This is a genomic window from Herbihabitans rhizosphaerae (assembly GCF_004216555.1).
GTDB lineage: Bacteria > Actinomycetota > Actinomycetes > Mycobacteriales > Pseudonocardiaceae > Herbihabitans > Herbihabitans rhizosphaerae.
This window is the reverse complement of record NZ_SGWQ01000008.1, coordinates 110,491-130,882: the sequence shown is the minus strand read 5'-3', so window position 1 is coordinate 130,882 and position 20,392 is coordinate 110,491. Positions and strand designations below refer to the sequence as shown.

Sequence of the window (20,392 nt, the reverse complement as noted above, 5' to 3'; positions counted from 1 at the left end):
TCGCGTGCCGCCGATGTACCGGTCTGCTCATGCCGCCTCCCCGATCCGTTCGGCGGCGCGCAGCCGCACCGAGGCGGCCCGCGGGTTACGCGCGACCTCCTCCTCGTCGGCCTGCTCCGCTCCCCTGGTCAGCAGCCGCAGTTGTGGGCCGTGTCCGGGCAGCTCGACCGGAAGGCCTTCCGGCGTGCGGGACTTGGCCAGCTCCGCGAACGACCGCTTCACCAGCCGGTCCTCCAGTGACTGGTACGACTCGACGACGATCCGGCCGCCGGCGTGCAGCGCGGCGAGCGCGGCCGGCAGTGCGGCGGCCAGCACGTCCAGTTCCCCGTTCACCTCGATGCGCAGCGCCTGGAACGTGCGCTTGGCCGGGTGGCCGCCGGTGCGGCGAGTCGCGGCCGGGACGGTCTTGTAAAGCAACTGAACAAGTCGCGCGCTGGAGGTGAACGGCTCGCGGTCCCGCTCGGCGGCCACCGCGCGGGCGATCTTGCCGGCGAACCGCTCCTCCCCGTACTCGCGCAGGATCCTGGCCAGGTCCTTCACCGGGTAGGTGTTGAGCACGTCCGCGGCGGTCTTTCCGGCCGTCGGGTCCATCCGCATGTCCAGCGGAGCGTCCTTGGCGTAGGCGAACCCGCGCTCGGCCCGGTCCAACTGCAGCGAGGACACCCCGAGGTCGAACAGCACACCGTCCACAGTGGACATTCCGAGCCGGCCGAGTACCTCGGGCATCTCGTCGTAGACCGCGTGCACCAAGTGCACCCGGTCGCCGTGCCGGGCCAGCCGCCGCCGCGACGCGTCCAGCGCCTGCGGATCGCGGTCGAGCCCGACGAGCGTCAGGTCGGGGTGAGCCGACAGCAGCGCGTCGGCGTGCCCGCCGAGCCCGAGCGTGGCGTCCACGAGGATCGACGGGTGATCGGCGAGAGCCGGGGCGAACAGTGCGAGGATCCGGTCCAGCAGCACGGGAACGTGTTGTGCCGCCCCATCTTTCTCGTTCACCGTCGACCCCCTCTCGCTCGACTCGATCGTTGAGACGGGTGCCGCCAGGTCCCCGCCCGCTCGTCGAACCTGGCGCCGGGGAAGGTGCGCCAGGGCCGAAAGCGAGCGGACCGAGGCCTCACGGCACCCGTGTCTCCACACGGCCCAACAAGCCGGGTCGCTCAGAACACACCGGGCAGAACTTCCTCTGCCGCCTGGGAGTAGCTGTCCTCGTGTTCGTCGAGGTAGCTCTGCCAGGACTGTGCGTCCCAGATCTCCAGCCGGGTGATCGCACCGATGACCACGCACTCCTTGGTCAGCCCGGAATAGCGCCGAAGCTCCGGTGCGATCGCGATCCGCCCCTGCCCGTCCGGCCGCTGCTCGTCGGTTCCGGCGAACAGATACCGCTGGTAGGCGCGAACCGCCTCGTTCGTCAGGGGCGCCGCGGCCACCTTGCGGGCCATCTCCTCGAACTCCGCCCTCGGGAAGACGTACAGGCAGTGGTCTTGTCCCTTGGTGACCATCAGCCCGCCCGCGAGCGCGTCTCGGAACTTGGCCGGCAGCGTGAGCCGCCCCTTGTCGTCCAACTTCGGGGTGTGCGTGCCCAGGAACACGGCGCACTCACCTCCCCACCGATCCGGTCGGACCGGCCATAGGGCCCCCGTTCGCCCCACTGATCACCACAGTACCCCACAAATCTCCACCGTCAACCGCAAACGCGACGAATTCACGGCTGTAAGGGCACTGTTTTCGCAGGTCAACCCGATGGGGTGAACGTGGGGGGCGGTGGGGGGCGCCTGCCCTGGATCTCCCCGGCCGGGGTGATCCCACGGCCGGGATCGAGCCCTCGGTACCGTCGAATCCACCGATCACGACCGCCCCGGGCGAGGCGTGGGGCATGGTGGGGAGACGGGCTCCTGGGGAACTTCGCCCAGGTTTGACACACTGGATGAAACAGTGGCGCCCGGCACAGCCGCGCCATGATGGAAGGCGCCACGAGCGCCAGCGAGGAGATCCCGAGTGACGCCGAGCACCCCGCCATCCGCGCTGTCCGGTCAGTACGGCGGCGCGTACGGCGACGAGCATGCGCAGTGGCCGGCCGCGCACCCGGACAACCACGTGGCCGGCAACGGCGGCGTGTACGACCGCCCGGCCGGCCTGGACGAGCTGCACGCCACCGTGCAGCGGATCGCCGGCAACGTGGAGCGGGTGCTCGTCGGCAAGCCGGACGTGGTGCGCCTGGCTCTGGTCACCCTGCTCGCCGAGGGGCACCTGCTGGTCGAGGACGTGCCCGGGGTCGGCAAGACCTCGCTCGCCAAGGCGCTCGCCCGCTCGATCGACTGCACGGTCAGCCGCATCCAGTTCACTCCCGACCTGCTGCCCAGCGACGTCACCGGTGTGTCGATCTACAACCGCTCGGACAACAACTTCGAGTTCCGCCCCGGCCCGGTGTTCGCCAACATCGTGGTCGGCGACGAGATCAACCGCGCCTCCCCCAAGACCCAGTCCGCGCTGCTGGAGTGCATGGAGGAACACCAGGTCACGGTGGACGGCACCACCTACGAACTGCACGCGCCGTTCATGGTGATCGCCACCCAGAACCCGATCGAGATGGAGGGCACCTACGCCCTGCCCGAGGCGCAGCGCGACCGGTTCACCGCGCGCGTGTCGATCGGCTACCCCGACCCGCACGCCGAGCTCGCCATGGTCGACGAGCACGCGTCGCACGACCCGCTCTCCACCATGAAGCCGGTGTCCGACGCCGACCAGGTGCGCTCGCTGGTCACCTCGGTGCGCGCGGTGCGCACCACGCCCGAGATCCGCCGCTACGCCGTCGACCTGGTGTCCGCCACGCGCCGGCTGCCCGAGATCCGCATCGGCGCGTCGCCCCGCGCGACCCTGCACCTGGTGCGCGCCGCCCGTGCGCAGGCCGCCCTGTCCGGCCGCGACTTCGTGGTGCCGGACGACTACCACGCGGTCGCCGTGCCGGTACTGGCCCACCGGCTGGTGCTCACCGCGGAGGCGCAGGCGTCCCGCCGCTCCCCCGCGGACCTGATCAACGCGCTGCTGCAGCGTGTGCCGGTGCCGCAGGGCGCCGGCCGGCAGCGCTGACGGTGCTCTACTGGGACGGGACGGGGACGGAGCCAGATCCATGCTCAGTGCGCTGTCCGGCCTGACCACCCGCGGCCGGTGCCTGCTCGCCGCGGGGCTCGCCGCCGCGCTCTGCGCGATCGTGCTCAACGAACGCGATCTGCTGCGCGTGTCGGTGTTCGTGATCGCCCTGCCGCTGCTCGTCGCGACGTTCACCGCGATCGCCCGGGTCGGCGTGCGGGCCGAGCGGCAGGTGCTGCCGCACCGGGTCGCGGTCGGCGCCCGGGCCGAGGTCGCGCTGATCGTGCACAGCGCCGGCCGGGTACCCACCGGCGGGCTGCTGCTGCAGGACGGCGTGCCGTACATGCTCGGCAGCAAGCCCCGCTTCTTCGTCGAGCACCTCGGCCGGCACGGCGGGGCGCAACTGCGCTACCCGATCGCGCCGTCGCTGCGTGGAGTGCACGTACTCGGGCCGCTGCGCGCCACCGTCACCGATCCGTTCGGGGTGGCCGAGTTCGACCGTGAGCTGGCCGGCACCACGCGGGTGGTCGTGGTGCCGAGAACCGTGCCGCTGTCCGGGCTGCCCGGCGGTTCCGGCCTCGGCTCCGGCGACGACGGGTCCGTCCGCATGCACGCCGGCCAGGGCGAGGACGACGCCGTGGTGCGGCCGTACCGGCAGGGCGACGACCTGCGCAAGGTGCACTGGCGCTCGACGGCCAAGCGGGACGAGATGATGGTGCGCGTCGAGGAGCGGCCGTGGCGCGGCGGCACCACCGTGCTGCTCGACCACCGCGCGGTGGCGCACCGGGGCACCGGCGCGACCGCCAGCCTGGAGTGGGCGGTGTCGCTGGCCGCCAGCATCTGCGTGCACCTGCACCGCTACGGCCACCGCGTCCGCCTGGTCACCGAGAACGGCCGGATGCTGGCCGGCGACCCCGGCGAGGGCTCGCACGGCGACTTCGCGGTGCTCGACGCGCTGGCCGCGCTCGAGCCGACTCATCGCCGGGAGTTCGCCTGCGGCGCGGACCCCGGACACGGGCAGGAGCTGATCGCGATCATCGGCGGGGCCGACGCGGACGCGTACGACGAGCTGGTCCGGTTCCGCGGCCGTGGCGCGCGCAGCCTCGCGGTGGTGATGGACGTGCAGGCCTGGGGCGCCGGCGGGTCGGGCAAGGAGTTGGACGCCGACCGGGGTGCCGGCCTGCTGTCGGCCGCCGGCTGGGGCACCACGGTGGCCCGGCCCGACCTGGCCATGCCGCTGGTGTGGGGCGTGCTGTGCCGCAGCACCGGCCAGCGCGGTACGGACATCGCGGCGGGAGTCGGACTGTGAGCGGCCGCGCGGCCGTGGTGACGCCGGCTCAGTGGTCGCTCACGGTGACCCCGGTGGCCGCCGCGCTCGCCACCCTGTGCACGACCACCGCGCTGTCCGGCGTGATCGACGGGTTCCGCTGGTTCGGCTACGCGGGCATCTCGGTGATCGTCGTGATGGCGGCCGGGATGGCGCTGCGGTCGGTCCGGGTGCCCACCTTCCTGGTCGGCACCGCGCAGATGGTCGCGGTGTTGTGCCTGGTCGTCGCACTGTTCACGGACTCGGGCATCCTCGGCTTCATCCCGGGGCCGGAGGCGTTCGGCGAACTGGGTGACCGCCTCGGGCAGTCGGTCGACGTGGTGCGCAACGGCGTACCGCCGGTGAAGGCGACCGCTCCCCTGCTGTGCCTCGTGGTGATCGCGATCGGGCTGGTCGCGGTCCTCGTGGACACGCTGGCGGTGGCCGCCGGCACACCGGCCGCGTCCGGGCTCGTGCTGCTGTGCGTCTACGCCGTGCCGGCCTCGCTGGCCGACGCGATGCTGCCGTGGTGGTCCTTCGTGCTCGGCGCCACCTCGTTCGCGCTGCTGCTGGCCGTGGACGGGACCCACCGGCACCAGATGTGGCGCAACCGGACCACGCTGCCCGGCGCCGACGGCGTGCACGGTGTCGGCACGCCGTCCGTGCTGGTCGGCATCGCGCTCGTGCTCGGCCTGGTGGCCGGTGCCGGGGTGACCGCGATCGGCACCGTCGGCCAGCTCCCCGGCGGCGGGGGCGGCGGTGGTGGTGGCTCCGGCGAACTCGGGCTGAACCCGATGACCAACCTGCGCGGCATACTCGACCAGCGCGGCAACACCGAGATGTACCGGGTGCGCGGGCTCGGCCCGGAGACGCGCTACCTGCGCGCGGTGACGCTGGCCAAGTACGACAACAACCGCGGCGGCTTCGACGACGACCTGGCCCGGATGGCCGAGGGCGTGCCGGCCGAGTCGCGGCTGCCCTCGCCGCCCGGTGACGACGGCGTGGGACCGACCACCACGATCGACATCGAGCCGATCAACTCCAACGACTTCTGGGCGCCGGTCTACGGCACGCCACGCACGCTGCGGAACCTGCCGGACAACGTGAACTACGACCCGGGCAGCGGGATCGTCTACGCCAGGCAGAAGCGCAAGATGCCTCGGTACACCGAGGAGGCGGACCTGGTCGAGCCGACCGCCGCCGATCTGCGGTCGGCCGGCACCAACTACAGCGAGATCGACCGGGTCTACCGCGAAGCCGCCGGCATCGACCCTCGGGTGCGACAGCTCGCCACCGACATCACCGCCCGTCACCCGACCGTGTTCGACCGGGCAAGGGCGCTGCAGCAGCACTTCCAGGGCAACGGGTTCAAGTACGACCTGCGGACCGCGCCGGGGCAGGGCCGCGACGCGCTGGTCGACTTCCTGTTCAACGGCAAGACCGGGTTCTGCGAGCAGTACGCGACCGCGATGGCTGTGCTGGCCAGGGCGGCGGGCATCCCGGCGCGGGTGGCGATCGGGTTCACCGCGGGGTACACCGGCGGCGACTACCGCGTGATCACCTCGCAGGACGCGCACGCGTGGGTCGAGATCTTCTTCCCCCGGCGCGGCTGGGTCATGTTCGACCCGACGCCGCTGACCGACAACCGCACCTACACGCCGCCGTACATGACCAACGACGCGCCGGCGCCCAGCTCCGTGCCGTCCGGGCAGACCAGCTCTGTGCCCGCGCCGACCACGCAGAACGAGCCGACGGCGGCGCCCGAGGAGGAGGACCCGACCGCGACGCCGCAGCAGGCACAGCAGCAGGCCGACGAGCAGCCGAGCTGGATCGCCTGGGCACTCGGCGTGCTGCTGCTGCTCGCGATCGCCTTCACCGTGCTCACCTGGCTCGCCGCCCGGCACCGGGGCGCGGTACGAGCCGCCGCGCTGCGCGGTGAACCGCCGAAGGTGAAACCCACGCTGGCCCGGCTGTTCCACTACGCCGGGCCCATCGCGGCGGTGTGCTGGGTGCTGGTGATCGTGTTCACCGGCGCGCTGGTGTCGTGGTGGCTCGCGATCGGCCTGCTCGCGGTGTGCGCCGCGGTGACGCCGGCGATCGTGCGCGCGTGGCGCCGGCGGATCCGGCTGCACGCCGTGCACGCGCACCACCCGGACGCGGCCGACGCGGCGTGGCAGGAGTTGCTCGCCGAGTCGTGGGACCGCGGCACGGACATCCCGCCGAGTGAGACGGTCCGCACCACGGCGCGCCGGCTGGTCCGCGAGCACGACCTGGACGGGCCCGGCCGCGAGAACCTGCGCACGGTGGTCGGTGTGGTGGAACGCTCCTGGTACGGCGATCCCGGGCACGCCGACCCGAAGCTGTCCGGCGCGGTGGACGAGGTGCGCGGTGCCATGCGGCGCAGCCGGCCGTTGCCCTGGCGCGCGCGGCTGCTCCCCCGGTCCGTGCTGCACCCGCCCAAAGCCCGCGACGACGAATGACCGAGGAGTTCCTGGACGCCGCACGCACGGCCTACGACACCATGGCCGAGGGCTACACGGAGAGGTTCGGCAACTCGCTCGCGGAGCTGCCGATGGATCGCGCGCTGCTCACCCTGTTCGCCGAACTCGTGCGCCCGTCCGGCCGTCCGGTGGCCGATGTGGGCTGCGGATTCGGGCATCTGACGGCGTTCCTGCACGAACTGGGTGTGCCGGTGTTCGGCGTGGACCTGTCGCCGGAGATGCTGAAGATCGCCCGCCGGAGGTACCCCGGACGGCGGTTCGAGCAGGGCTCGATGACCGCGCTGGACCTGTCGGACGGCGAGTTGGGCGGATTGGTCGCGATGTACTCGGTGATCCACGTGCCGCCGGCGCACCGGCCCGCGGTGTTCGCCGAGTTCCACCGGGTGCTCGCGCCGGGCGGGCAGCTGCTGATCGCGTTCCAGGTGGGTGACGAGCCGTTGCACCTCGCGGAGGCGTTCGGGCACACGATCGGGCTGAACTTCCATCGCCTCCAGCCGGAGGTGATCACCGCGCAGCTCGCCGACGCCGGCCTCGCGGTGCACGCGACGATCGTGCGCGAACCCAGCCCGCCCCGGGAGAAGACGCGCCAGGCCTACCTGCTCGCCGGCAAGCCGGCCAGCGCCTGACCGAACTCGGATTCCCCTGCCGAACCGGCCAGATCGCCGTCCACGAGCACGCTCCACCGGCCGCACACACATCGCGCGTACCGAACCGTCCCGCTGGCACTTCGATGCGTCGAAACCGCGTCAGGCAAGGGAAGCATGCAGGTCGGGCAGCTGGGCGTTGTGCTCATGAACCCAGCCTGATGTAATGTCTCGGTGCAGTTCAATCCTTACGGTGGCGCGGCGGCGCAGATCGCCGTCGCGGTCGTGAACGCCGGACCGAACGCGGGATCAGCCGACTTCGAGAAAATCATCGAGGAGCACGACTACCGGCCGGCCAAGCCGGTCAGCGACGCGGGCGCACGCGAACTCGCCGCCTGGAGTCTCCGGCTGCGCACGGTGTTCGACGAGCCGGAACTCGACGTGCGGGTCAAGCTCACCAACCAGCTGCTCGCGATCGTCGCCGCCCCGCCGTACATCACCCAGCACGACAGCCGGTCGCCGCACTTCCACTACGCCGACACGCACGCGCCGATCGTGGCGCGGATCAAGACCTTCACCGCGATGGGGCTGGCGCACGCGATCTGCGACGACGCCGGACGGATCGGCCGCTGTGACCGGTCCGGCTGCGCCGTCGTGTACGTGGACACCTCGCGCAACGGACGCAGGCGCTTCTGCTCGGCCCAGTGCGCCAACCGCACGCACGTGGCCGAGCACCGATCACGCCGCAAAGACGGTGCGATCGCCTAGCGCAGAGCTACTGCTCGTCGAAGCGCTTACGGAAGCGCTCCTCCATCCGCTGGGAGAACGAGCTGCGGCGGTGCGCCTTGGAGGTCTGTGGCGGGCTGCCGCCCTCGGCCTCTTGTTCGTCCGTGTCGTCGCCTTGGCGCAGTGTGGTGATCGTCAACAGCGCCCCGAAGAACATCATCAGGAAGCCGAAGACGCTCAAGATCGGAATACCGGCCGGACGTAGACCGGTCACGACCACGCCCACCACGAGCAGCGCGACGCCCAGCACGAACAACGCGACACCTTGTAGACGGCGGCGACGTGACGGCTTCCGTAGTCGCGAGCCGCGCACCGTTGACGCGAACTTGGGATCCTCTGCATAGAGCGCGCGCTCGATCTGGTCGAGCAGTCGCTGCTCGTGCTCGGAGAGTGGCATCGTTCCTCCTCCGGCACAGCGGTCGCGGGCGCCGGGCGATCACGGTAACCGCCGAACCCGGCGGGCGCCCCACCCTGGGGTGCTTCATCTCCAGGATACGAGCCCCACACGGTCTGGACTACCCGATCCCGCGTTCGGCTCACTTCGATCGTCTAACGCATGAGGATCGAGGCAGTGACGACGTCCTCAGGAATGCCAAAACCGTCGACAAGAGCCGAGGTGAGCGGCCTGAGCTGACGGCAGGTCGCGTTCACCGCCCCGGTGACGGCCTTCGCACGTGAAGCGGTCAACCGCCCGTGTCCGAGGAACCACGCGGCGTCCTCCTCGATCGTGCTCAACACATACAGGTCGCAGACCCGATCGAGCACGGACGCGAGATCTTGATCACCACAGCGGTCGATCGCGGCCAGAAACGCCTCCAACACGATCCGATCCACGTGCACCCGGCCCGCCCGCAGCACGTGATCCTGCGCGTCGTTGAAGACCTCGAACGCGTCCGCCTCCTCGGCGGTGGCCCGCCGCAGCCGGGTGGCCAGCGTGTCGAGTACGTGCGATTCGCGGTCCTCGAACAGCCGCACCTGCCACGCGCGGTCGAGCAGGTCGTCGTCCTTGGTGTCGCCGGACATGCGGTCGACCAGCCGCTCGATCACCGCCTTCGCTGCCGTCCGCTCGATCACCGTGCCGACGAACTTGTCCGCCACGAACCGCGCCAGCCCGAGGCTGCCGAGCTGGAGCACCTGCTCGCGGTACCCGGTCAGCAGGCCCTTGGCGACGAGTTGCAGCAGCACGGTGTTGTCGCCCTCGAACGTGGTGAACACGTCGGTGTCGGCTTTCAGCGCGGGCAACAGGTTCTCGGTGAGGTAGCCGGCGCCGCCGCACGCCTCGCGGCAGGTCTGGATCGTGTGCGTGGCGTGCCAGGTGGCCACCGCCTTCAACCCGGCGGCGCGCGACTCCAGCTCGCGCTGCCGCCGTTCGTAGCCCTCGCCCTCCTCGCGCGGGCCGCTTTGCAGTTCGTGCAGCGTGGCGACCAGCTCCTCCTGCGCGAAGTGCAGCGCGTAGGTCTTCGCCAACGCGGGCAACAGTTTTCGTTGGTGCGCAAGGTAATCGAGGACCACCACCTCGTCGGTGGACCCCGGCCGTTCGAACTGCCGGCGGCGCTCGGCGTAGCGCAGCGCGATCGTCAGCGCGGACTTCGTGGCGCTGCCGGCCGCACCCGCGACGCTGACCCGGCCGCGGATGAGCGTGCCGAGCATCGTGAAGAACCGCCGCGAGTCGCCCTCGATCGGGCTGAGGTAGCCGCCGTCCTCGGTCACGTCGCCGTACCGGTTGAGCAGCGCCTCGCGCGGCACCCGCACGTGGTCGAACCACAGCCGGCCGTTGTCCACGCCGTTGAGCCCCGCCTTGCGGCCACAGTCGCCGATCCGCACGCCGGGCATCGCCACACCCAGCTCGTCGCGGATCGGCACCAGCAGCGCGTGCACGCCGTAGGTCGTACCGCCGGTGATCAACTGCGCGAACACCACGGCCATCCGCCCGTCCCGCGCGGCGTTGCCGATGTACTCCTTGCGCGCCGAGTCGTCCGGCGTGTCGATCACGAACTCGCGCGCGGCCGGGTCGTAGGTGGCCGTGGTGCGCAGGTGCTGCACGTCGGAGCCGTGGCCGTACTCGGTCATCGCGAAGCAGCCGGGCAGTTCCAGTTCCATGATCGCGCGCAGGTACCGCTCGTGGTGCCGCTCGGTGCCCAGCGCCTCCACCGCGCCGCCGAACAGGCCCCACTGCACGCCGGCCTTCACCATCAGCGAGAGGTCGCCGAAGCCGAGCATCTCGAACGCGGTGATCGCGCCGCCGATGTCGCCCTGGCCGCCGACCGACTCGGGGAACCCGAGCTTCGGGTAGCCGGCCGCGGCGAGCGTGCGCAGCATGGCGAACACCTGCGACCGGTACGACTCGGTGTCCAGCGCGTCGACGTCGGGCAGCCCGGTCGCCGCCATCCGCTCCCGCGCGGCGGCCCGCACACTCGCCCAGCGGCCGTCCAGCAGCTCGCACAGCGCGTCGGTGTCGATCTTGCCGGGGATGTCCGGAAGCTCCATACCGCGAGCCTATGCGCGTGTTCCGCCCTCCGCCGGACGCGCGGGCTTGGGCTCGGTGAAGCCCGATCGCCGCGCGGCCGGGCCGAGCAGCGACGCCGGGCCGATCACGCCACGGCCGAACTTGGCGCGCGCCTGATCGGCCGCCGCGTCCGCCTCGCGCCAGCCCTGCTCCGGCTCGTCCAGCGTGAGCTGCACCTGCTCGTCGTCGCCGAGTTGCTCGACGCGCACGCCGATCAGCCGGATCGCGCCCGGCGGGGTCTGCTCGTCCAGCAGGGCCGTCGCCGTGCGGTAGATCTCCTGCGTCCCGTCGGTCGCGACCGGAAGTGTGCGCGATCGGGTGATCGTGGTGAAGTCGCTGAAACGCACCTTGATCGACACGGTTCGACCACGCAATCCCTTGCGGCGCAACGTGATCGCGGTCTTGTCGGACAGCCGCAGCAGCTCGCGCCTGATCAGCTCGCGGTCGAAGTGGTCGACCTCGAAGGTCTCCTCGGCGCCGATCGACCTGTCCGGCGTGCGCGGCACGACCGCGCGATCGTCCTGCCCGGTGGCCAGTGCGTGCAGATGGTCGGCGGCGGCGTTGCCGATCAGCCGGCGCAGCCTCGGCAGCGGTGACGCGGCGATGTCGGCGACTCGCTCCAGCCCGGCGTCGCGCAGCCGCTCGGCGCTCTTCGCCCCGACGCCCCACAACGCGGACACCGGCAGCGGGTGCAGGAACGCCAGCACGTCGCCGGCGGGCACCACGATCATGCCGTCCGGCTTGGCCATGCCGGAGGCGAGCTTGGCCACGAACTTGGTCGCGGCCACGCCCACCGAGCAGGTGATCTGGTGTCGGGCGTGTACCTGCTGGCGGATCCGCTGCCCGATCTCGCCGGGTGACACGCCGAGCCGCCGCAGCGCCCCACCGACGTCCAGGAACGCCTCGTCCAGGCTCAGCGGCTCCACCAACGGGGTGATCTCGGCGAAGATCTCCATCACGCCCTGTGAGGTGCGCTGGTACTTGTCGAACGAGGGCGGCAGGTACACGCCGTTCGGGCAGAGCCGCCGGGCGCGGGCGATCGGCATGGCCGAGCGGACCCCGTAGCGCCGGGCCACGTAGTTCGCCGCGGACACCACGCCCCGGTTGCTCGTGCCGCCGACGATCACCGGACGGTCGACCAGCTCCGGACGGTCCCTGATCTCGACGGACGCGTAGAAGGCGTCCATGTCCACGTGCAGGATCGGGCAGTCGGCGTCGTCCGGCCACACGCCGTCGACGGCCTTGTACCGCTCGACCAACCCGCGCGGCAGGTCACCACTGCGCCCCATGCGGGAGACAGTAGCCGCGAGGTCCGACGATCAGACCAAAGCCGGTGCGAGTGTGGGCAGTGACTTTCGTAAGCGGGCCAGCGCGCGGTGCTGGGCGACGCGCACGGCGCCCGGTGTGGAGCCGATCGCGTCGGCGGTCTCCTCGGCGGACAGCCCGACGATCAGGCGCAGCACGAGGATTTCCCGCTGGGTGGGACCGAGCGTGTCGAGCAGCTTGGCCAGCAGCGCACGACGCTCCTCCTCGATCGCGTGCTGCTCGGGGCCGGCGTCCAGTTCGACGCTGTCCGGCAGCTCGCCGACCGGGTCGGACAGGTCGCGCGAGGCCTTGCGGTGGAAGTCGGCGACCTTGTGCGCGGCGATGCCGTACACGAACGCCATGAACGCGACGCCCTCGTGCCGGTAGCTGGGCAACGCGCGGACCACCGCGAAGCAGACCTCCTGCGCGATGTCGTCCGCCGAGCCGAAGGCGCTCTCCCGCCTGCCGAGCCGGGCACGGCAATAGCGCACGATCACGGGCCGAATGGTGATGAGCAGTTGACGCATCGCGTCGGCGTCCCCTTTGGCCGCGGCGACCACGACCTCGTCGGGGATGCCGCCGGACGACGTGCTCGCGCTGCTGTCGGTAGATCTCAACGCGCGTAAGCCGCCTCGCGACGCGGGATGTCCTGCCATCTGTCCCCCTCGGAACAACAACACACCTCGGAAGGTGCGCCGTCAGGGTCCAGGACGGCGACCACATCGTCTCCGCTGCGTGATCCGGGGAAAAGGGATCTACCGGCGATTACTCCGATTGGTCGCCGCGGAGGCAACGCACAGTGATGCTACGGCAGAACGCTCTGGAAAAGCTATAGCTCCGTTCGAGGGAATTAACACCCAGTGAGCGCGGACGTCCCGCCAAGAAGCAACGGCAAAGGTCGTGTCTGATGAACCTCGGTCGACCGCGACCATGGGTTCGTCAGACGCGGCCTGCGCTTGCCCGGGGTCGTACTCTTGTCCACGTGACTGGGGCGTCCGCGGAACAACTGGCGGAGACGTTGGTAAAGCTCGCCGACACGCTGGTCGACGAGTTCGATCTGGCTGACTTCCTCCACCTGCTCGCGGACCGCTGTGTCCAGTTGGTGGACGTCGACGCGGCGGGGATCCTGATCGTCGACCCACACGGAAAGTTACGGACGGTCGGTGCGTCGGTGGAGCAGACCCGCCTGATCGATCTGTTCGAACTGCAGCAGGACGAAGGGCCGTGCCTGGAGTGCTACCGCACGGGTGAGGCGGTCGTGGTCCCGGACATCACCAAGGCCGATCATCGCTGGCCCGAGTTCCGCGCCGCCGCGTCCGCCGCGGGCTATGGCGCGGTACACGCGCTGCCGATGCGGTTACGCACGGACGTGATCGGCGCGCTGAACCTGTTCCGAAGACAGCCGGGCGCTCTCGACGAGGCCAGCACCAAGATCGCCCAGGCGATGGCCGACGTCGCCACGATCGGATTACTCCAGGAGCGCGCGCTGCGCCGGCACGAGACGCTGGCCGAGCAGCTGCAGACCGCGTTGAACAGCCGCGTGGTGATCGAGCAGGCCAAGGGCGTGTTGAGCGAGCGGCTCGGGCTGACGCTGGCCGAGGCGTTCGACGGCCTGCGGCGGCTGGCGCGGCGGCGCAACGAGAAAATCACCCGAGTGGCCACCGCGGTGATCAACGGGACCATCGCCATCGAGGCCGCTCGACCCCGCAAGAACGCGTAGCGCCGTCACCGCGCGGCGCCGAACAATGCGGATCCTCCCCCATCGGTACCTATTTCTTGCCGAGGCACCACGTAATCGTCGGCTCGCCGAGAATTCGAGTATACCCAGCTCGCACATTCACCTTGTTCCCTTTCCGCGCGGAATCGAAAAATTGCAATGGCGCGGACGCTTGAGAAACAGGAGGCGGTAATATGCGAGGGCACACGAGATCTCGGCGGCGCGGCGTCGCCGGCGCGTTGACCGTCACGAGTATTCCCACCGCCCAGGCGGAGCAGGGGCAGAGTCGCGGCCTCGGGGCGCCGGGCGCCGTCGCCGGCAAGTACATCGTCGTGCCGCACGGGCAACCGTCCGCGACCGCGGCGTCGGAGTCGCGGGCCGAGGCCGACGCGGCCCGGTTGGTCGGCCGTTACGGCGGCACGCTCGAGTTCGTCCACTCGGCCGCCCTGCGCGGGTTCTCCGCGGACATGTCGCCAGAGCAGGCCCGGCGGGGATCGCCGTGGTCGTGGCGGCCGGCAACATGGGCGCGGACGCGTGCGACACCTCGCCCGCGCGCATTCCTGAGGTCATCACGGCGGGCTGGACCGACGAGGGTGACGGCAAGTGCCTCGACCTGTTCGCCGCCGGCGGCCAGATCACCTCGGCGAGCCACGGCAGCGACACCGGGTCGACCGGCATGAGCGGCACCTCGATGGCCTCACCGCACATCGCCGGCGCCGCCGCGATCTACCTGTCCAAGAATCCGGGTGCCGGCTCACCGAATCTGCTGCTGAATGTCACCGACCTCGGCTGACACAATTAGTATTCACGAATTCTCAAATATCGAGATTAGTTGCTCGGCTTGCGCGCGATAGCGTGCAGCTGGCTCGCCACGTCCCGCAACTGCGGGGTCGTGGCCGCCACCAGTTCCAGCTCGGCCAGCGAATCCGCCGCACCCGGCTGGGACTCCAGCACCGCACCGGGCACCAGGTCGGACAGCACGCCGTAGCCCTGCACCAGCTCGACGGCGAGCCCGGCGTCGGTGAGCACCTGCCGTAGGCCCTCGGTGTCGAACCGCCGCAGCAGCTGGTCGCCCGCGCCGGGCAACTCCCCCGCCGGGTCGTCCAGCAGCCGGCGCGCGTCCACCAGACGGCCGGCGATCGCGCGGTGCAGCACGGCCGCGAACCGGTTCGCCACCAGCACCGATACCGCGCCGCCCGGCGCGACCGTCTCGGCCATCGCGGCGATCGCGGTCTTCACCTCGTCGACCACCTCGAGCATGCCGTGCCCGAGCACCAGGTCGGCGCTACCGGCCGGCACCAGGGCGGTGAGCGCGTCGCTGTCGCCCTGGGTGGCGGTGACCCGGTCGGACACCCCGGCCTCGGCGGCCCGGCGCTGCAACGTCGCCAGCGCGTTCGGGCTCGGCTCGATCACCGTGACGGTGCACCCCGCCACGGCCAGCGGCACGGCCCACACGCCGCTGCCACCGCCGACATCCACAACTCTGGGTGCCGCGCCGCCCCTGCGTTCACGCGCGGCGACAAGTTCCGCGTCGAGCACTCGCTGCACGGCGTCCGGTCGCATGCACGGAAGCCTAGAGGCCGTACCCTGCACGGGTGCAGACGGTCGCGGTGCTGAGTCTGAAGGGTGGCGTCGGGAAGACCACGGTGGTGTTGGGCCTCGCGTCCGCCGCCTTACGACGTGGTGCCCGGACGCTGGTCGTGGATCTGGACCCACAGTGCAACGCGACCTCGTCCCTGGACCCACCGGACACCTCGACCACGCTGGCCGACGTGCTGGAATCGCCACGCCCGGCCGTGGTGAGAGAGGCGATCGCACCCAGCTCCTGGGGTCCCGAGGTGGACGTGCTGGTCGGCTCCGAGGAGGTCGAGGCGCTCAACGACCCCGACCCGGACAACCGTCGGCTGGGCAAGCTGGGCCGTGCGCTGGCCGAGCTGGCGCGGCTCGCGGAGACCGAGCTGCCCTACCAACTCGTGCTGCTGGACTGTCCACCTTCACTCGGTCGGCTGACCCGCTCGGCGCTGTTCGCCGCGAACGGCGCACTGGTGGTGACCGAGCCCACGCTGTACGCGGTGTCGGGCGCCCAGCGGGCGATGGAGGCGGTCGAGCAGACCCGGCGCGAGCACAACCCGGAGCTGAGCCCGCTGGGCGTGGTGGTGAACCGGGTGCGTGCGCGGTCCTACGAGCACCAGTTCCGCATCGCCGAGCTGCGCGAGCACTTCGGCTCGCTGATCATGCCGGTGGCGCTGCCCGACCGGCTGGCCGTGCAGCAGGCGCAGGGCGCGTGCAAGCCGATCCACGACTGGGGCACGCCCGGGTCGCGGGAGGTGGCGCTGGCGTTCAACCTGGTGCTGGCGCGCACGCTGCGCACGGCGAGCACCGCTCGCGGCCGGCACCAGGCGCTCACCGACGACGACATCGAGGACGACGGCGACAACACGGGTGAGGACGGCGGCGAGCTGGACGAGGCCGTCAACGGCTGAGGTGGCGGGTGCCCGAGGGTGACACGATCTTCCGCACGGCGCGCGAGCTGACCGCCGCGCTGGTCGGGAAACCGTTGCTGCGCGGGGAGATCCGCCACCCTCGGCTGTCCACTGTGGACCTGGCGGGGCGCACCGTGATCGAGGTGCGCCCGGTCGGCAAGCACCTGTTCCTGCGCTTCGACGGCGGCCGCAGCCTGCACTGCCACCTGGAGCTGGACGGCGCCTGGCACGTCTACCGGCCTCGGGCGCGCTGGCGGCGGCCGGCCCACCAGGCGCGCGCCATCCTGTCCACTGGGGACAAGACGGCGGTCGGGTTCGCGCTGCACGAGCTGGCCTGGCTGTCCACAGTGGACGAACACCGGCTGGTCGGGCACCTCGGCCCGGACCTGCTCGATCCGCGATGGACCGACGAGCACGCCCGCCGCGCCGCCGAGAACCTGGCGGCCGACCCGGACGCGGAGATCGGCATCGCGCTGCTCGATCAGCGCGTGCTGGCCGGCCTCGGCAACGTGTACAAGACCGAGGTGTGCTTCCTGCTCGGCGTCTCACCGTGGACGCCGGTGTCCGGAGTGGACACCGCGGAGGCGGTGCGGATCGGCCGGGAGCTGTTGCGGCGCAACGCTTCCCGAGCCGCGCGCAGTACCACCGGGTACGACGTGCGGGACCGCAGGCTGTGGGTCTACGCCCGCGAGCGCGCCGGCTGCCTGCGCTGCGGCGGCCGGGTCGTGCGAACCTCCCAGGGCGAGCGTCTGCGCGAACGGGTCGCCTACTACTGCCCCACGTGCCAGCCCGGCCCTACTCCAGTTCGCTGAGCGCCTGCTCGGCCTGCTGCACCGCCCGCCACGCCCGGTCCGAGCGCCGGCCCGCCTCGCGCACCGCCTCGCGTGCGCCCTTGTTGTCCCGGCGAGCCGTCCGCGCGTCGCGCTGCGCCGTCTCCAGCTCCCGCTCCAGCTCACGCACCCGGTCGGCCGCGGTGGTGGCCGCGTCCTCGATTTCCTCCAGCGTCCGCTCGCTCTCCGAGCGTGCCGCCTCGGCCTCCTTCACCTCGGCACGCGCCGCCTTCAGCTCGTCACGCGCCCGCTCGATCCGCCTCGCCTGCTTCGGGTCCGGCTTCTCCGGCGCGGGCTCGCGTTCCTCGCGCGGCTCCGGCGCGGCGACCAGCGACAGCGGCCAGTCCGGCGCGCCGAGGTTCTTCGCCGAGGTCATCCGGCCGGCGCTGAGCGCCCGCGCGGCGGCCGGGTCGGCCAGCGCCGTGGTGAGCATCGACTCGATGTCGCGCAACACCGTGTCGGTGAGCGTCCCGTCGGCGATTTCGCGTACCAGTGCGAGCAATTCGCGCACCTGCTCGGTGCGCTGAGCCGAGAGCGTGCGCACCGTGCCGCCGTCGAGCCGGCCGTGCGCCTCGCGCAGCCGCGCCCCGAGGTCGACGAAATCGGCGACCGCGCGCGGCTCTTGCCGGGCGAGCTGGTTGGCCAGCCACGCCGCCGTCGTCGGCTTGGCGAGCTTGCCGATCCGCGCCGCGACCTCGGGCTCCCCCGCGTCGCGCGCCTGCTTCACCAGCTCGCCGCGCCGCGCGATGAACTCCTCCTTCGGCAACGCGTACAGCTCGTCGGCCGCCGAGGTCAGATCTGGTGCACTGGTACGGGCCACGGTGCCATCATCTCTCGGATGACACGATGAGCGCGTGGCGTATAAGCAACTCGTCCGGCGTGTCCTGTTCCGGCTCGGCAAGGGTGACCCCGAGATCGCGCACGAGCGCACGGTCGCCGGACTGCGCCGGCTGTCGTCGGTGCGGCCGGCACTGAGCGCGCTGCACCGGTACTTCGCCGTGGACGCGCCGACCACCGTGTTCGGGCTGCGCTTCCCCAACCCGGTCGGGCTCGCCGCCGGGATGGACAAGAACGGTGTGGCGCTGGCCGCGTGGCCCGCGCTGGGCTTCGGGTTCGTCGAGGTCGGCACGGTTACCCAGCACGCGCAGCCGGGCAACGACAAACCTCGACTGTTCCGGCTGCCGGCCAGCGACGCGTTGATCAACCGGATGGGGTTCAACAACGAGGGCGCGGCGGCACTTGCGCAACGGTTGCGCACCCTCGGCGGGATCGGCGTGCCGCTCGGCATCAGCATCGGCAAGTCGAAGATCACCCCCGTGGGGGACGCGGTCGAGGACTACGTCTCCTCGCTGCGCGAGCTGTACCCGTACGGCGACTACTTCGCGGTCAACGTGAGCTCGCCGAACACCCCGGGGCTGCGCTCGCTGCAGGACCGCGGCGCGCTCGGCGAGCTGCTGGCCGAACTGCGTGGCGAGTCGCTTTCCCTTGCGCGCCAACACGATCTGCCCCGCCGGCCGCTGCTGGTGAAGATCGCGCCGGACCTGTCCGACGAGGCCATCGCCGAGCTGCTGGACGTGTGCGCCGAGCACGCGGTGGACGGGCTGATCGCCACCAACACCACGTTGTCCCGTGACGGGCTCGCCGCGCCGGACGCAGGTCTGGCCGACCAGGCCGGCGGGCTGTCCGGCCGGCCGCTCGCCGCGCGGGCGCGCGAGGTGGTGGCACTGGCCGGCAAGCTCACCGGTGGCGAACTGCCGATCATCGGCGTCGGCGGAATCCACTCCCCCGACGACGCGGCGCGCATGCTGGACGCCGGCGCGAGCCTGGTCCAGGTGTTCACCGGGTTCGTCTACGAGGGGCCGATGCTGGTCCGGTCGATCAACCGGTCGCTCGCCGGGCGTCCCGGCGCGCGGTGAGCCGCCTGACCACCGGGTAACCGAGCACGATCGCCGCCGAGCCCCACACCACGCCGGGCACCTGCATCCCGGCTAGCGGCACGGTCAGGTTGCCCACTCCCGCCATCACGGCCACCGCCACCACCAGCGCGTTCGCCGGCTCGGTCAGCGTCGTGCCGGTGTGCGGCCACATCCGCACGCCGATCATGGCGAGTGCGCCGAACAACAGCAGCGCCACCGCACCGACCACACCGGCCGGCACGCAGGCGAGCAGCGCGACCGCCTTCGGGCTGAACGCCAGGGCGATCGTGAACACTCCCGCCGCCGCGCACGCCGCGATCGAGAACGCCCGCGACACCGCCATCACGCCGATGTTCGCGCCCGAGGTGGCCGGGCTGGCGCCACCGCCGGCACCGGCCAGCGACGCGCCGAGGCCGCCGGCGATCAGCGCGTCGCCCGCGCTGCCGTCGAGGTTGCGGCCGGTCGTCGCCGCGATCGCCTTGACGTGGCCGACCGTCTCCGCGACCAGTACCAGGACCACGGGCACCACCAGCAGCACGGCCGACGAGCGGATCGACGGCGTGTGGAACTGCGGCAGGCCGACCCAGTCGGCGGCGATCAGCGCGTCCAGCCGGGCCCGGTCGATCCCGCCGCCGGCGGCGGCCAGCATCGTGCCGAGCGCCATCGCGGCCAGTACGGACAGCCGGGCGATCGGGCCGCGGGTGCAGGCCACCGCGATCAGCACCGCACCGGCGGTCAGCGCGGCCACCATCGGCTGGCGCTGCGCGACCGCGGCGGCGCTCGGTGCGGCGGAGAGCCCGATCAGCACGATCACCGAGCCGGCCACGATCGGCGGCATGAGCGACTCGAGAAGGCGCGCGCCGAGCGCCTTCACCGCGATGCCGACCACGACGAGGATCAGGCCGGCGGCGAGCACGCTGCCCAGCTTGGCCGCCGTGTCGTGATGGGCCGAGGCGCTGAGCGGGGCGACGAACGCGAACGAGGGCGCCATGACCGCCGGCACCCGGTTTCGGGTGACCACCAGGAACAGCAGCGTGCCGATGCCGGAGAACAGGAGCGTGGCGCCGACCGGCAGCCCGGTCGCGGCGGGAACGACGATCGCCGCGCCGAGCGTCACCGCGAGGTGCTGCACGCCGAACCCGATGGCCGACGGCCACGCGGACCGCTCGCGCACCGCGACCGTGTCGCCGGCGCGCTCACCGTGCAGCGACCACATCACCTACGCCTCCACCGGGCTCCGGAATTGCGAGGCATGGTGCCACGTCCCGTCACCGGATCAGAGGTAGCACGCGCCAGGCATCACCTGAATGGCGGAACAATAGGTGAAAGGAACACCCGATCGTTGCGCGGGTACTACGAGAAGTGGCCTAAGGC

The 20,392-nt window shown here is 71.5% G+C and carries 19 protein-coding genes; 10 read left to right on the top strand and 9 right to left on the bottom strand.

All coding sequences use genetic code 11. The annotated features are described in order from the left end of the window. Window positions 1-27 precede the first annotated feature (27 nt). Complete coding sequence (rsmH, locus tag EV193_RS22725) at window positions 28-993, bottom strand: 16S rRNA (cytosine(1402)-N(4))-methyltransferase RsmH (RefSeq protein WP_130346239.1); 966 nt, start codon at window positions 991-993, stop codon at window positions 28-30. 161 nt (window positions 994-1,154) lie between these two features. Continuing rightward, on the bottom strand, window positions 1,155-1,586 hold the full coding sequence (gene mraZ / locus EV193_RS22720) for a division/cell wall cluster transcriptional repressor MraZ (protein WP_130346238.1): 432 nt from the start codon (window positions 1,584-1,586) through the stop codon (window positions 1,155-1,157). Window positions 1,587-2,091: 505 nt separating this feature from the next. Between mraZ and EV193_RS22715 the strand changes: the two genes are divergently transcribed. The 5 genes from EV193_RS22715 (at window position 2,092) to EV193_RS22695 (ending at window position 8,243) form a co-directional block, all read left to right on the top strand. Then, window positions 2,092-3,084, top strand: a complete 993-nt coding sequence (locus tag EV193_RS22715; protein WP_423202213.1) for an AAA family ATPase — start codon at window positions 2,092-2,094, stop codon at window positions 3,082-3,084. 40 nt (window positions 3,085-3,124) lie between these two features. Beyond that, complete coding sequence (locus tag EV193_RS22710) at window positions 3,125-4,393, top strand: DUF58 domain-containing protein (RefSeq protein ID WP_130346237.1); 1,269 nt, start codon at window positions 3,125-3,127, stop codon at window positions 4,391-4,393. Then, window positions 4,390-6,870 (top strand): transglutaminase TgpA family protein, encoded by a 2,481-nt coding sequence (locus EV193_RS22705; protein ID WP_130346236.1) that lies wholly within the window; start codon window positions 4,390-4,392, stop codon window positions 6,868-6,870. Before EV193_RS22710 ends, EV193_RS22705 begins: the two co-directional genes overlap by 4 nt. Further along, the gene (locus tag EV193_RS22700; RefSeq protein WP_130346235.1) at window positions 6,867-7,517 is read left to right on the top strand and encodes a class I SAM-dependent methyltransferase; all 651 of its coding nucleotides are present in this window, start codon (window positions 6,867-6,869) and stop codon (window positions 7,515-7,517) included. The genes EV193_RS22705 and EV193_RS22700 overlap by 4 nt, the downstream gene beginning before the upstream one ends. A 192-nt stretch (window positions 7,518-7,709) precedes the next feature. Continuing rightward, complete coding sequence (locus tag EV193_RS22695) at window positions 7,710-8,243, top strand: CGNR zinc finger domain-containing protein (protein ID WP_130346234.1); 534 nt, start codon at window positions 7,710-7,712, stop codon at window positions 8,241-8,243. Between the two features lie 7 nt (window positions 8,244-8,250). Here the strand turns inward: EV193_RS22695 and EV193_RS22690 are convergent, their stop codons facing one another. From EV193_RS22690 to shbA, 4 genes are all read right to left on the bottom strand, one after another. After that, window positions 8,251-8,658: a DUF3040 domain-containing protein gene (locus EV193_RS22690; RefSeq protein ID WP_130346233.1), complete on the bottom strand. Its 408-nt coding sequence runs from the start codon at window positions 8,656-8,658 to the stop codon at window positions 8,251-8,253. 152 nt (window positions 8,659-8,810) lie between these two features. Continuing rightward, complete coding sequence (locus EV193_RS22685) at window positions 8,811-10,748, bottom strand: acyl-CoA dehydrogenase family protein (protein ID WP_130346232.1); 1,938 nt, start codon at window positions 10,746-10,748, stop codon at window positions 8,811-8,813. 9 nt (window positions 10,749-10,757) lie between these two features. After that, window positions 10,758-12,056, bottom strand: coding sequence for a DNA polymerase IV (locus tag EV193_RS22680; RefSeq protein WP_130346231.1), 1,299 nt, complete (start codon window positions 12,054-12,056; stop codon window positions 10,758-10,760). A 30-nt stretch (window positions 12,057-12,086) separates the two neighbouring features. After that, entirely contained in the window at window positions 12,087-12,689 is a 603-nt protein-coding gene (gene shbA / locus EV193_RS22675; RefSeq protein WP_423202208.1) for an RNA polymerase sigma factor ShbA, read from the bottom strand. A gap of 365 nt (window positions 12,690-13,054) precedes the next feature. Between shbA and EV193_RS22670 the strand changes: the two genes are divergently transcribed. Continuing rightward, window positions 13,055-13,792, top strand: a complete 738-nt coding sequence (locus EV193_RS22670) for a GAF and ANTAR domain-containing protein (protein ID WP_242613586.1) — start codon at window positions 13,055-13,057, stop codon at window positions 13,790-13,792. Window positions 13,793-14,000: 208 nt separating this feature from the next. Next, window positions 14,001-14,582, top strand: coding sequence for a S8 family serine peptidase (locus EV193_RS34595; protein ID WP_341273191.1), 582 nt, complete (start codon window positions 14,001-14,003; stop codon window positions 14,580-14,582). 35 nt (window positions 14,583-14,617) lie between these two features. On the opposite strand, the gene EV193_RS22660 is transcribed toward EV193_RS34595, so the two are convergent. Further along, entirely contained in the window at window positions 14,618-15,352 is a 735-nt protein-coding gene (locus EV193_RS22660) for an SAM-dependent methyltransferase (RefSeq protein WP_130346228.1), read from the bottom strand. Between the two features lie 32 nt (window positions 15,353-15,384). On the opposite strand from EV193_RS22660, the gene EV193_RS22655 reads away from it, so the two are divergent. Both EV193_RS22655 and EV193_RS22650 read left to right on the top strand, forming a co-directional pair. Further along, a complete protein-coding gene (locus EV193_RS22655; protein WP_130346227.1) occupies window positions 15,385-16,272 on the top strand; it encodes a ParA family protein in 888 nt (295 codons plus the stop codon). Between the two features lie 8 nt (window positions 16,273-16,280). Continuing rightward, complete coding sequence (locus EV193_RS22650) at window positions 16,281-17,084, top strand: DNA-formamidopyrimidine glycosylase family protein (RefSeq protein WP_130346226.1); 804 nt, start codon at window positions 16,281-16,283, stop codon at window positions 17,082-17,084. Here EV193_RS22650 and EV193_RS22645 read toward each other — a convergent pair. Then, window positions 17,068-17,922 carry a hypothetical protein gene (locus EV193_RS22645; RefSeq protein WP_130346225.1) on the bottom strand — a complete coding sequence of 285 codons (855 nt, stop codon included), beginning with the start codon at window positions 17,920-17,922 and terminating at the stop codon, window positions 17,068-17,070. The genes EV193_RS22650 and EV193_RS22645 overlap by 17 nt on opposite strands. Window positions 17,923-17,956: 34 nt before the next feature. Between EV193_RS22645 and EV193_RS22640 the strand changes: the two genes are divergently transcribed. Beyond that, the gene (locus tag EV193_RS22640; protein ID WP_130346224.1) at window positions 17,957-19,018 is read left to right on the top strand and encodes a quinone-dependent dihydroorotate dehydrogenase; all 1,062 of its coding nucleotides are present in this window, start codon (window positions 17,957-17,959) and stop codon (window positions 19,016-19,018) included. Here EV193_RS22640 and EV193_RS22635 read toward each other — a convergent pair. Next, entirely contained in the window at window positions 18,981-20,234 is a 1,254-nt protein-coding gene (locus EV193_RS22635) for a uracil-xanthine permease family protein (protein WP_130346463.1), read from the bottom strand. The genes EV193_RS22640 and EV193_RS22635 overlap by 38 nt on opposite strands. Window positions 20,235-20,392 lie beyond the last annotated feature (158 nt).

What these genes read in the sequence shown, in the direction of transcription:
- EV193_RS22635 (WP_130346463.1), bottom strand. Translation starts at nt 20,234, where the DNA reads ATGTGGTCGCTGCACGGTGAGCGCGCCGGCGACACGGTCGCGGTGCGC.
- EV193_RS22700 (WP_130346235.1), top strand. Translation starts at nt 6,867, where the DNA reads ATGACCGAGGAGTTCCTGGACGCCGCACGCACGGCCTACGACACCATG.
- EV193_RS22660 (WP_130346228.1), bottom strand. Translation starts at nt 15,352, where the DNA reads ATGCGACCGGACGCCGTGCAGCGAGTGCTCGACGCGGAACTTGTCGCC.
- EV193_RS22710 (WP_130346237.1), top strand. Translation starts at nt 3,125, where the DNA reads ATGCTCAGTGCGCTGTCCGGCCTGACCACCCGCGGCCGGTGCCTGCTC.
- EV193_RS22685 (WP_130346232.1), bottom strand. Translation starts at nt 10,748, where the DNA reads ATGGAGCTTCCGGACATCCCCGGCAAGATCGACACCGACGCGCTGTGC.
- EV193_RS22680 (WP_130346231.1), bottom strand. Translation starts at nt 12,056, where the DNA reads ATGGGGCGCAGTGGTGACCTGCCGCGCGGGTTGGTCGAGCGGTACAAG.
- EV193_RS22690 (WP_130346233.1), bottom strand. Translation starts at nt 8,658, where the DNA reads ATGCCACTCTCCGAGCACGAGCAGCGACTGCTCGACCAGATCGAGCGC.